Origin of the sequence: Corallococcus sicarius, from assembly GCF_003611735.1 — a bacterium.
In the GTDB taxonomy this organism is placed as follows: domain Bacteria; phylum Myxococcota; class Myxococcia; order Myxococcales; family Myxococcaceae; genus Corallococcus; species Corallococcus sicarius.
The window spans coordinates 1-11,829 of sequence record NZ_RAWG01000075.1; the positions used below are offsets into that span (position 1 = coordinate 1).

Genomic DNA, 11,829 nt, shown 5'->3' on the forward strand with positions numbered 1-11,829 from the left:
GGGCGACGCGAAGCCGCTGCGCAGCGAACAGTGGGGCATCTCCTACGACGCCGCGCTGACGGTGCCGCTGGCGGAGCGGCTGTCCCTGCATGCCGGATTGCAGGGCGAGTTCTTCCTCGTGCCGGTGTCCTACGCCCAGCTCGCGCGCGTGCACGACGCCCGCTACCTGGAGTCCCTCTCCGACCCCGCCACGCTCGCGCGCATCTACGCCACCGACCCGTCGGAGGTCCCCGTGGACGCGCTGCTCGACAGCGTGCGGCTCGTGTGCGGCGGGACCCTGGGCGCCGCCCGGCTGGCGCTCGCGCGGCAGGGCCCCGTGGTCAACATGGCCGGCGGCTTCCACCACGCGCGGCCGGAGCGGGGCGGCGGTTTCTGCACCGTCAACGACATCGCCGTGGCGGTGGCGGACCTGCGCGCCTCGGGCTTCGACGGCTCCGTGGCCGTGCTGGACCTGGACGCCCACCCGCCGGACGGCACCGCCGCGTGCCTGGCCGGCCAGCCGAAGGTGTGGATCGGCTCCGTGTCCGGCAGCGACTGGGGCGCGCTGCCCCCCGGCGTGGACGAGACGCGCGTGCCGGACCACTGCGACGACACCCTCTACGTGCAGAAGGTGAAGGACCTGCTGTCGCGCATGCCCCGCTCGGAGATCACCTTCGTCATCGCCGGCGGGGACGTGCTCGCCGGGGACCGCTTCGGGCGCGTGGGCATCACGCTCGCGGGCGCGCGCAAGCGCGACGTGGCCATCGCCTCCGCGCTGCGGGGGCGCGCGAGCGTGTGGCTGCCCGGCGGCGGCTACCACGCCGAGTCCTGGAAGCTCTTCGCGGGCACCGTGCTGGTGCTCGCGGGCCTGGGCCACCAGCGCATCACCGCCCGGTATGATCCGCTGAGCGCGCGCTTCCAGCGCATCGCGCACCTGCTCGACCCGGCAAGCGGCCCGCCCGGCATGCTCGCGGGCGAGGAGCCCATCACGCTGGAGGACCTGGAAGGCCCCCTGCGCCTGGGGCCGGAGGTGCAGCCGCGCGTGCTGGGCCACTACACCGCCCAGGGCATCGAGTACGCGCTCTTCCGCTACGGCCTGATGTCGTACGTGGAGCGCCTGGGCTACAGCCGCCTGCGCGTGGAGGTGTCCTCCACCGGCGGCACCGGCGACCGCATCAAGGTGCTGGGCCACGCGGGCGGCCAGGAGCACCTGCTGTCGGACGCCGTGCTGGAGAAGAAGGTCCTCCAGGGAGAGACGTTCCTCTTCGCCAACTGGCTGAGCCTGCGCCACCCGCGCGCGCGCTTCAGCGACAAGCGCCCCCAGCTCCCCGGCCAGGAGGTGCCCGGCCTGGGCCTGTCGCGCGAGACGACGGAGACGCTGCTCACCATGGCCCAGCGCCTGGGGCTCGCGGGGCTGGCCTTCCGGCCCATGTGGTACCACCTGGCCGTCGTCGCCCGCTCCCGCTTCCACTTCTCCACCCCGGAGCGCCAGGGCCGCTTCGAGGCGCTGATGCGCGACCTGTCCGCGCTGTCGCTCGTGGAGGCCACCCGCGCCGTGGCCGAGGGGCGCGTGCGCCTGGACGGCCAGCCGTACCCGTGGGAGCCGGACGACATGCTGTGCCGCCAGCAGCCCGTCCCCATGGACACGGACGCCGTGGCGGCCGAGCGCGAGCGCTGCCACTTCACCGTGGTGCCCTCCGACTCCCACTGACACCGGCCGGACGTCGTCACGGGCCGGGGCCGTGGTAGTCATTGGCCCGTGGATCTCCAAGCGCAACGCCGCCAACAGCACAAGCTGCGGCTGTCCTGGATGCCGTGGCTCTACTTCGTCCTCAAGCCGCGCCACCGCGAGTGGGCCGAGCCCTGGCAGCGCGAGGTGCAGGACCGCCTGCGCGAGCTGGAGACGGTTGAAATCGCGGAAGGATGTTTCATCGCCCCCGAAGCGCGCATCTTCGCGGAGCCCGGTCGCACGGTCAGGATTGGACCTGGGTGCAGTATCGCCGCGGACGCCTTCGTGCATGGCCCGGTGATTCTGGAGTCGCGCGTGAGCCTCAACGCGCGTGTCAGCCTGGACGGCGGCACGGTGGGCATCCGGATTGGCGACGGCACCCGCATCGCCAGCGGCGCCGCGCTCTACGCGTTCGACCACGGCCTCGCGCCGGACCGCCCCGTGAGGGACCAGCCCGTCACGTCGAGGGGAATCGTGATCGGTCAGGACGTCTGGGTGGGCGCCAACGCCGGCATCACCGACGGGGTCACCGTGGGCGACCACGCCGTCATCGGCATGGGCGCCATCGTCACCCGCGACGTGCCCGCGTGGGGCATCGTCGGCGGCTCTCCCGCACGCCTGCTCGGTGACCGTCGGCATCGCCCGCGCTCTGGGATGCCCGGCGGTTGGGAGCCTCCCGAACCGGAGGGGACGCCTTGAGTCATGGGCAGGTCCATTGACTTTGAAACATTCGACCGACTTATGCTTCGGTCATCGATGAAACGGGAGGGGGGCAGGTGCCCGGGTGAAGCGGGTGGGTGGTCCTCCCGTCCCTGCATGAGCCCGTTTCAGTCGTGAGGAGGCCTCGGTGTCCCAGGAGCAACGCGAGACGGGGGTCGGCGCCACGCCGGGGCAGACCTCCGTGACGAGCGACCTGGTGGACACCCGCCGCTTCCAGCGCGCCGGGTCGCTGCTGCGCGAAGTCGTCTTCGAACTGGATGCCGCCGGCAGGCTCCTGCTGACGTGCCGCGCCTGGGAGCGGCTGGTGGGCACGTCCGCGGAGGCGTGGAAGGGCCGCGCGCTGGTGGACCTGTTCCACCCGGAGGACCGGGACCAGGCGCGCGCGCTCCTGCGCACGGCCCTCTCCCGCGTGGACTCGCCGGCGCGGTTGGAGCTGCGGCTCGCGTGCGGCCCACAGCCGCGCTGGGTGGAGGTGTCCGCCACGGGCGACCCGGAGCGCCTGGGCGGCGTGCTGGGCACGCTGGTGGACGTCACCGCGCGCAGGCTCGCGGAGGAGGCCGCCACCACGCGCGAGCGCTACCTGGGCGCCATGGTGGAGGTGCAGCGGCGGCTGTTGGAGCCCGAGTCCGCGGGGGACCAGTACAACGCCATCCTGGAGCCGCTGGGCCGGGTGGCGGGCGCCAGCCGCGCCTACGTCTTCGAGTTCCACCGCGACGGCTCCGGACGCATCCTCCAGTCCCAGCGCGCGGAGTGGGCCGCGCCCGGGGTGTCGCGCGAACTGGAGAACCCGGAGACGCAGGCGGCGCCGGTGGACGAGTCCTTCCGCCTGCACCAGCTGGAGGAGCTGCGCCGGGGTGAGGCGGTGCAGGGCATGCCGGAGGCCTTCGGTGACGGCATCGCGCCGGTGCTCATGGCCCAGGGCATCCGCTCCCTGCTGGTGCTGCCCCTGACGGTGCACGGGGAGCTGTTCGGCTTCATCGGCTTCGACAACTGCGACGAAGCGCGGGCCTGGTCGCACGTGGAGGTGAAGCTGCTGTCCGGCGCGGCGGGCGCGCTGTCGCTGGCCCTGGAGCAGCACACCACGGACGCGCTGCGCCTGCGCACGGAGACCGCGCTGCGCCGCACGGAGGCGGGCTTCCACCTGCTCATCGAAGGCTTCCCGGACCCCGTGGTGGTGCACACGACGGACGGCATGCTCCTGTCGGTGAACCCCGCCATGGCCCGGTACCTGGGCTACCAGGACCCAGCGGAGCTCCTGGGCCGGCACCTGCTGGGGCTGGTGCGCCGCGAGGACCAGGAGGTGGCGCGCCGCCACCTGGAGGAGGCGCAGGACGGAGGGCTCGCGGCCCGCTCGCACGAGGTGCCCCTGGTGCGCCGCGACGGGCAGGTGGTGAGCGCGGACCTGGTGACGCTGGGCGTGCTCTTCGACGGGGTGCCCGCGCGCGTCACCGTCGCGCGCGACTTCACCGAGCGCAAGCACATGCAGGCGCAGCTCATGCTGGGGGACCGGCTGGCCTCCATGGGCATGCTGGCCGCGGGCATCGCGCACGAATTGAACAACCCGCTGTCCTACGTGCTGTCCAACCTGGAGTTCCTGCACCGCGCGCTGGGCCCCCTGCCTCGCCCGCTGGGCGCCGACGAGCTGCTGGAGTACCAGCAGGTGCTGGAGGACGCGCGCGAGGGTTCGGAGCGGATGCGGCAGATCGTCCGCCAGCTCAAGGTCTTCTCCCGCGTGGACGACGCGCACGACGAGCCGGTGGACCTGCACCGCGTGCTGGACTCCGTGACGCAGATGGCGGCCAGTGAAATCCGCCCGCGCGCCCGGCTGGTGAAGCAGTACGGCGACGTGCCGGCGGTGCGCGGCAATGAAGGCAAGCTGTTCCAGGTGTTCCTCAACCTGGTCATCAACGCCGCGCATGCGATTCCGGAGGGCCTCACGGACACGCATGAAATCCGCCTCATCAGCCGCGTGGACGCCGAAGGCCGGGTGGTGGTGGACGTGCGCGACACGGGCCGCGGCATCGCGCCGGAGCACCTGCGCCGCATCTTCGACCCGTTCTTCACCACCAAGGCCCCGGGCCAGGGCACCGGCCTGGGCCTGTCCATCTGCGACACCATCGTGCGCGCCCTGGGCGGCAGCATCAGCGTGGAGTCCACGCCGGGCCACGGCGCCACCTTCCACGTGGCCCTGCACGCCGCCGGGCGCCCCGCGCGCGTGTCCTGACGCCTCCGTCAGGGAGCAGGCCGCCGGGCCGCTGCCGCGCAGTGGACTGAAACCACCGCGCCCCCATGTTCGAGTGTGGTGCGTCGGACGGCCTGTCCTCGTGCGCACTGCCCTCTTCGGAGCAATGGGTCCACCCTGAGGGCCTCCCCCTGCTGACGGGCCGACGTTCGCTCCCGACAGCGCCTGCCTGAAGGCCTTGCCCGGGGATCCTGGAGGATGTGATGCGCCCGGTGACTGCTCGCCTTGCCCCCGTGTTCGGGCTGCTGCTGGGCAGTCTGCTGGCGTTGGGCCCCACCGGGCCGCGGCTGCTGCCCCAGGCCGGCGCGGCGGAAGCCCCGACGCCCGGGGCCGTGACGGAGGACGCCTGCGCGGGCTCCGCGCGCTTCCTCCTGGGCACGGCGCGCTCCGACATCACCGGCCCCGCGGCGGAGGTGGGGATGATGGGCTACGCGCAGGTGGCGCAGAAGACGCAAGGAATCCACCTGCGGCTGTACTCGCGCGCGTTCGTCATCGCCTCTCCGTGCAACGGCCGCCGCGTGGCCTTCGTCAGCGCGGACCTGGGCGAGCTGTTCCAGTCGGTGAAGCAGCAGGTGGTGGAGCGGCTGCGCGCGAAGCTGGGGGACGTGTACTCCGACGACAACGTGCTGCTGAGCGCCACGCACACGCACGCGGGGGTGGGCGGCTTCAGCCACTACACGCTCTACAACCTGACCACCCTCGGCTTCGTGCCGCAGAACTTCGAGGCCATCGTCTCCGGCATCGTGGACTCCATCCTCCGCGCCAACGCGCGGCTGGCCGAGGGCTCGCTGCGCCTGGCCTCGGGCGACCTGAGGGGCGCGAGCGCCAACCGCTCCCCGGACGCCTACCTGCGAAACCCCGCGGACGAGCGCGCCCGCTACCCGGAGGACGTGGACCCGCGCATGACGCTGCTGCGGCTGACGCGCGCGGACGGGCACGAGCTGGGGCTCGTCAACTGGTTCGCCGTCCACGCCACGTCCTTCGGCAACACCCACCCCTTCATCAGCGGTGACAACAAGGGGCTGGCGGCGCGCTACTTCGAGGCGGGGGAGGGCGGGCTCACCCCGGGAGGCCCGGACACCTTCGTCGCGGCCTTCGCCAACGCGAACGAGGGCGACGTCACGCCCAACATCCTGGGCGGGACGAACGGCGGCGGCGCGAACGACTTCGAGGACGCGGAGCTGTCCGCGCGGAAGCAGTACGACTTCGCCGCGCACCTGTGGGCCACCGCCGCGATGCCGCTGCTGGGCGGCGTGGACTCCCGGCACGCCTACGTGAAGATGGACGCGGTGGACGTGGCGCCCGCGTTCACGGACGGCGCGCCCCACCGCACGTGTCCGGCGGCCATCGGCGTATCCATGATCGCGGGGGCGGAGGACGGGCCCGGCTTCGGCGCGGAGGGCGCCACGTGCGAGTCCGTGCACGACCTGTGGAGCCAGTTCTCCTGTTCGGTGGTGACGACGCCCTGTCAGGCGGAGAAGCCCATCGTCCTGGAGATGGGCAGCATGAAGCCCTACCCGTGGTCCCCGGAGGTGCTGCCCCTGCAGGTGGTGACGGTGGGGCCGCTGGCGCTCGTCGCCGTGCCGTTCGAATTGACGACGATGGCGGGCCGGCGGCTGCGGGAGACGGTACACGCGCAGCTGCGGAGCACGGGCGTGACGGACGTGGTCATCGCCGGGTTGTCCAACGCCTACGCGGGCTACGTGGCCACGCGCGAGGAGTACGCGCGCCAGGACTACGAGGGCGCGTCCACGCACTTCGGCCCGTGGACGCTGGCGGCGCTGCAGCAGTCCTTCGCGGGGCTCGCCGGGGCGCTGCGCGACGGCGCGCCCGTGCCGCCGGGACCGACGCCGCGCGACCTGCGAGGCGCGGTGGTGGGGCTGCAGCCCGGCGTGGTGTTCGACGACAAGCTGTTGTGGGTGGACTTCGGCGACCTCGTCGAGGAGGCGCAGCCCGCGTACGCCCGGGGCGACACGGCGAGCGCCACCTTCTGGGCGGGGCATCCGCGCAACAACCTCAAGCAGGGAGGCACCTACCTGCGCGTGCAGCGGCGCCAGCCGGACGGGACGTGGCGGGACGTGGCGCACGACGGTGAGGGCGGCGCGCGCTACCACTGGCAGCGCGAGTACTGCGTCCCCACGCTCGCGTGCTCGCACGTGCGCATCGACTGGCCCATCCCCTCGGACGCGGCGCCGGGCACCTACCGGCTGGTGCACGAGGGCCACTGGAAGTCCGGCTGGGACGGGCGCGTGCGACCCTATTCGGGAAGCTCGCGCCCCTTCGCCGTGCGGTAGCGGGCGCAGCGGTGCGGCGTCAGTCGCAGCTGCCGTCGGGGTTGCAGCGCCTGTCGCACTTCTTGCACGCCTGGCCGCGCTTGCCGCACTCGTTCTTCTCCGTGCCGATGAAGCAGGTGTTGTTCAGGCAGCAGCCCGCGCAGGTGGACGGATCGCAGACGCACTGGCCGCCCACGCATGCGAGGCCCGGGGAGCATGCGCCGCCGGAGCCGCAGATGCACCGGCCGCCGAAGCAGGCGCTGGCGTTGGCGCCGCACGCCGGGCTGTTGCCGCAGGCGCAGGTGCCCTGGGCCGTGCAGGTGTCGGCCTTCGCTTCGGTGCAGTCCGAACACGCCACGCCGCCCACGCCACAGGTGCGGGCCGTGCGGGACGTGCACACGCCCTCGCGGCAGCAGCCGTCCTTGCAGTCCAGGCAGAAGGTGCCGGAGCCTCCATCCGGGGTGCCGCCGTCCGGTTTCGGGCTGGAGGACAGCTGCACGGTGACCTCCACCTCGTAGCCGTCGCGCACGCTGGCGGTGGCCTCGCCGGTGGCGAGCACGGTGCCGTCGCGCAGGCCCTCCACGCGCACGGTGGCCTGGGCGCCGTTGGCGGCGTCATTCAGGAGGACGCGGAAGCTCTCGCCGCTCTGGAGGGCGCGCTCCGCGTTCTCCGGCAGCGTCGTGGTGGGCACGTCCATGCCGCCCGCCACGGAGCCGGACACGCGCAGCTGGGTGAGGTTGAGCGCGGGCTCGAACTCGGTGGTGACGAAGAGGGCGGTGCCGGCCGCGGTGGCCGGGTCACGACAGGACGCCATCGCTACCAGCGTCAGGAGGCCCATGGCCAGGAGGAACCGGGCGGGGGCCCGGCGGGGTGTTGCGCCTGCGGAGATCATGATGTCGTCCAGGGTAGCGACTCGTCGTTATCACGCTGCGACATCACGCTGCGACCCTGCTCGGCAGGCCGTTGAGCAGCGGACGCTCATTGGACGAAGGTCCAGGGTGTCGTGTGTGATCATCGACCCTGCTTCTCGCGTGGCGTTGGAGACCGGAAGGTCTCAGCATGCAGGCGAGCGGGATTCCGGGAGGCAGCACCGCATGGTGATCATCGTGATGGGCGTTTCGGGGACCGGAAAGTCCACGGTGGGACAGGCGCTCGCGGACCGGCTGGGCTGGTCCTTCGTGGACGCGGATGACCTGCACTCGCAGGAAAACCGCCGGAAGATGGCCGCGGGCACGCCGCTGACGGACGCGGACCGCCAGCCCTGGTTGCTGCTCCTGCGCGCACGCATCGAGAAGGCCCTCACGCACGGCGAGGACGTGGTGCTGGCGTTCTCCGCGCTCAAGCGCGTCTACCGCGAGCGGCTCTCCGTGGACGCCACGCGCGAGCGGTGGGTGTTCCTGCACGCCCCCGCGGCCGTCATCCAGGCCCGGATCGAGCAGCGCGTGGGGCACTTCATGCCGCCCGCGCTGCTGGCCAGCCAGCTGAGCGCCCTGGAGGCACCGGGAGATGCGTTGTCCGTGGACGTGACGCCGCCGCCGGACGTGGTGGTGGAGCGCATCCTGGACGGGCTGGGGCTGAAGGCCGGAGCTCCCCGCGAGTAGGGGCTGGGGGCGTGTCCCTCTTTTTCAGCCCACGCGCTCCACGGTGGCGCCCAGGCGCTCCAGCAATTCGCGGTACCACGCGAAGGCGCGGGCGGTGCGGTCGCCCAGCTCGCGCGTGCCCCAGATGAGGGTGAGGGTGCGGCGCGTGGTGGGGTCCGTCTTGGTGCGCTGGGCGTCCTTCACCGCGTTGGAGCAGGGCCCCTCCGTGTCGAAGAGGCACAGCAGGCCTTCCAGGTCGATGGTCTGCCCGGAGGCGTTGAAGACGTAGCTGTCGCCCTGGATGGCGGTGGCGACGCGGAACGGGGCCTTCGCGCGGTCCAGGTCCACGACGCTGATGGGCAGGCCGCTGTGCAGCGACACGGCGTTGCACGCGTCCACCGCGGCGTTGATGGTGTTGAGCGTGCCGTCGCCGGACGCGCGCACCAGGTACTCGGACGCGGGCTTGCCCCGGCCGGTGGGCTTGTAGCCGCCATGGCGCAGCAGGTCCCGCACCGCGCCGCGCACGGCGTCGTCGCTCTGGAGGGGAGCGGTGGCGCCGGGCTTGAGGAGGGCCTGCAGCCACTCGGGCGCGGGCAGGTCTCCCAGGGGGGCGGGGAAGGTGGAGGTGAATGCGACGGGATCGAGGAGGGGATGGGGGTCGACGGTCAGCACGGCGGCACTCTATGCTTTGCGCCGACCTCCATGCCCACGCTTATCAAGAAGCCCACCCGTGTGACGGCGGTGGGAAACAAGCCGAAGCTCATCGACGAATACGTCGGTCGCATCACCTCCAAGACGCAGAACATCAGCGTCGCGCACATGCGCAGTCCGGGCGGGTGGGAGGAGCCGGGGCAGACGCCGGAGTTCCGTGAAATCACCCTGGTGCTCGCCGGCACGCTGCGGGTGGAGCACAAGGGCGGGGTGATGGACGTGCACGCCGGTCAGACGGTGGTGTGCGAGCCGGGCGAGTGGGTCCGCTACAGCACCCCCGACGAGGAGGGGGCGGAGTACGTGGCCATCTGCACCCCGGCGTTCTCCCCGGGCACCGTGCACCGCGACTCCTGACGCCCCGCCTTCCGGCAGGGCGGAATCCCGGACGGGGGCCCGCCTGCCTGGCCGGGTGCAAGGAGTCGTGGGTGCCGGGAGTTCGGAAGCATCCATCTGGGGGGCAGGTCGTGGCATAAGGGCGCGCCGCCTGATTCCCGGGCCTCCGGTACGCACATGATCCGTCTCGACAACATCGGCAAGCAGCACGGGCAGCAGCTCCTCTTCGTGGAGGCGTCGGCTGCGCTTCACAAGGGTGAAAAGGTGGGCCTCGTCGGCCCGAACGGCGCGGGCAAGACGACGCTGTTCCGGATGATGACCGGCCAGGAGTACCCGGACGAAGGGCAGGTCTCCATCGACCGGGGCGTCACCATTGGCTACTTCAGCCAGGACGTCGGTGAGATGAACGGCCGCAGCGCGGTGTCCGAGGTCATGGACGGCGCGGGCCCGGTCAGCACCGTCGCGGCGGAGATGAAGCAGCTGGAAGCCGCCATGGGGGACCCGGACCAGGCGGACAACATGGAGAAGCTGGTCGAGCGCTACGGCATCGTCCAGGGCCGCTTCGAGGAGCTGGGCGGGTACGCGCTGGAAGGGCGGGCGCGGGAAATCCTCGCGGGCCTGGGCTTCACGGAAGAGATGATGGACGGGGACGTGGGCGCGCTGTCAGGCGGCTGGAAGATGCGCGTGGCGCTCTCCCGCATCCTGCTGATGCGTCCGGACGCGATGTTCCTGGACGAGCCTTCCAACCACCTGGACCTGGAGTCGCTCATCTGGCTGGAGGGTTTCCTCAAGGGGTACGAGGGTGGCCTGCTGATGACGTCGCACGATCGCGAGTTCATGAACCGCATCGTGACGAAGGTGGTGGAGATCGACGGCGGCTCGCTGACGACGTACTCGGGCAACTACGACTTCTACGAAGGCCAGCGCGCGCAGAACGAAGCGCAGCAGCAGGCGCAGTACGAGCGTCAGCAGGCGATGCTCGCGAAGGAGATCAAGTTCATTGAACGGTTCAAGGCCCGCGCGTCGCATGCGGCGCAGGTGCAGAGCCGGGTGAAGAAGCTGGAGAAGATTGAGAAGGTGGAGCCGCCCAAGCGCCGCTCCACGGTGCTCTTCGAGTTCCAGCCGCCGCCGCGCTCCGGTGACGACGTGGTGAACCTGAAGAACGTCTACAAGGGCTACGGCAAGCGGACCATCTACGAGGGGTTGGACTTCCTGGTGCGCCGCGCGGAGCGCTGGGCGGTGATGGGCGTGAACGGCGCGGGCAAGTCCACGTTGCTGAAGCTGGTGACGGGGACGACGCAGCCGGATGACGGCTCGGTGGTGTTGGGTGGCAGCGTGAAGATGGGCTACTTCGCGCAGCACGCGATGGACCTGCTCGACGGGGAGAAGACGGTGTTCGAGCAGCTGTCGGACTCCTTCCCGCGCGCGGGGCAGGGTTCGCTGCGGGCGCTGGCGGGCTGCTTCGGGTTCAGCGGTGACGAGGTGGACAAGAAGTGCCGGGTGCTGTCGGGCGGTGAGAAGGCGCGTCTGGTGATGGCGCAGATGCTCTACGACCCGCCGAACTTCCTGGTGCTGGACGAGCCCACGAACCACCTGGACATGGGCACGAAGGAGATGCTGATCACCGCGCTCTCGCGCTACGAGGGCACGATGCTCTTCGTGTCCCACGACCGGCACTTCCTGGGAGCGCTGTCCAACCGCATCCTGGAGCTGACGCCGGACGGCATCCACAAGTACGGCGGCGGCTACACGGAGTACGTCGCGCGCACGGGCCAGGAAGCGCCCGGCCTGCGCAGCTGATGGACGGCCCCGAGTCCACGTGGTTCGTGAAGCCGCTTCACGAACGTCCGGACTTCCGGCTCATCGCCGCGTTTCTCTGGGGCGATGGGCACCACACCGACTCGGATGGGGACTCCGACAATCCCGCCTCGCGAAGCTGGACCTGGCTCTACCTGAGGAGCCGGGAGCGCGCTGGCGAGCGCGTGGATCTCGACCTGGAAGAAGGGACGGAGGCCTGCATGCGGATCCGTTCGGAGGAGCCCTGGCTGGCGGCGGCGGTGGCCTGTTTCCTCGCGATGGAGGCAAAGGCCCAGGTCCGGCGTGGGGATGACACGGAGTGGGCGGATGCTCCCTCCCGTGTCGATGCCGTGGGCGCGTTCGACTTCCAGGCCGCGATGGAGCGCGCGCGCGTGAGCGTCTGGCGGGAGTCCACGCTCGAGGATCCGTATCCGAACCTGCGCCGGTAACGCGCAGCTTCGGATG

10 protein-coding genes are annotated in these 11,829 nt (G+C 71.4%); 8 read left to right on the forward strand and 2 right to left on the reverse strand.

Annotated elements, in window-relative coordinates; genetic code table 11:
• The 4 genes from D7X12_RS14360 to D7X12_RS14375 all read left to right on the forward strand — a co-directional run.
• The coding region (locus D7X12_RS14360) for a histone deacetylase family protein (protein ID WP_244224546.1) at positions 1-1,690 on the forward strand (1,690 nt) is incomplete at its 5' end.
• A gap of 48 nt (positions 1,691-1,738) precedes the next feature.
• A complete protein-coding gene (locus tag D7X12_RS14365) occupies positions 1,739-2,407 on the forward strand; it encodes an acyltransferase (protein WP_120625842.1) in 669 nt (222 codons plus the stop codon).
• Positions 2,408-2,555: 148 nt separating this feature from the next.
• Positions 2,556-4,652: an ATP-binding protein gene (locus tag D7X12_RS14370; RefSeq protein WP_120625843.1), complete on the forward strand. Its 2,097-nt coding sequence runs from the start codon at positions 2,556-2,558 to the stop codon at positions 4,650-4,652.
• A gap of 230 nt (positions 4,653-4,882) precedes the next feature.
• Positions 4,883-6,964 (forward strand): neutral/alkaline ceramidase, encoded by a 2,082-nt coding sequence (locus tag D7X12_RS14375; protein WP_439329368.1) that lies wholly within the window; start codon positions 4,883-4,885, stop codon positions 6,962-6,964.
• A gap of 19 nt (positions 6,965-6,983) precedes the next feature.
• On the opposite strand, the gene D7X12_RS14380 is transcribed toward D7X12_RS14375, so the two are convergent.
• A complete protein-coding gene (locus D7X12_RS14380) occupies positions 6,984-7,835 on the reverse strand; it encodes a hypothetical protein (RefSeq protein ID WP_244224547.1) in 852 nt (283 codons plus the stop codon).
• Positions 7,836-8,037: 202 nt separating this feature from the next.
• Here D7X12_RS14380 and D7X12_RS14385 point away from each other — a divergent pair, with 202 nt between their 5' ends.
• The gene (locus D7X12_RS14385; RefSeq protein ID WP_120625845.1) at positions 8,038-8,544 is read left to right on the forward strand and encodes a gluconokinase; all 507 of its coding nucleotides are present in this window, start codon (positions 8,038-8,040) and stop codon (positions 8,542-8,544) included.
• Positions 8,545-8,568: 24 nt separating this feature from the next.
• Here the strand turns inward: D7X12_RS14385 and D7X12_RS14390 are convergent, their stop codons facing one another.
• Positions 8,569-9,195: a phenylalanine--tRNA ligase beta subunit-related protein gene (locus tag D7X12_RS14390; RefSeq protein WP_120625846.1), complete on the reverse strand. Its 627-nt coding sequence runs from the start codon at positions 9,193-9,195 to the stop codon at positions 8,569-8,571.
• A gap of 30 nt (positions 9,196-9,225) precedes the next feature.
• Here D7X12_RS14390 and D7X12_RS14395 point away from each other — a divergent pair, with 30 nt between their 5' ends.
• The 3 genes from D7X12_RS14395 to D7X12_RS14405 all read left to right on the forward strand — a co-directional run bounded on the left by D7X12_RS14395 (position 9,226) and on the right by D7X12_RS14405 (position 11,813).
• Entirely contained in the window at positions 9,226-9,588 is a 363-nt protein-coding gene (locus D7X12_RS14395) for a cupin domain-containing protein (RefSeq protein WP_120625847.1), read from the forward strand.
• 156 nt (positions 9,589-9,744) lie between these two features.
• Entirely contained in the window at positions 9,745-11,367 is a 1,623-nt protein-coding gene (locus tag D7X12_RS14400) for an ABC-F family ATP-binding cassette domain-containing protein (protein ID WP_120625848.1), read from the forward strand.
• Positions 11,367-11,813, forward strand: a complete 447-nt coding sequence (locus D7X12_RS14405) for a hypothetical protein (protein WP_120625849.1) — start codon at positions 11,367-11,369, stop codon at positions 11,811-11,813. The genes D7X12_RS14400 and D7X12_RS14405 overlap by 1 nt, the downstream gene beginning before the upstream one ends.
• Positions 11,814-11,829 lie beyond the last annotated feature (16 nt).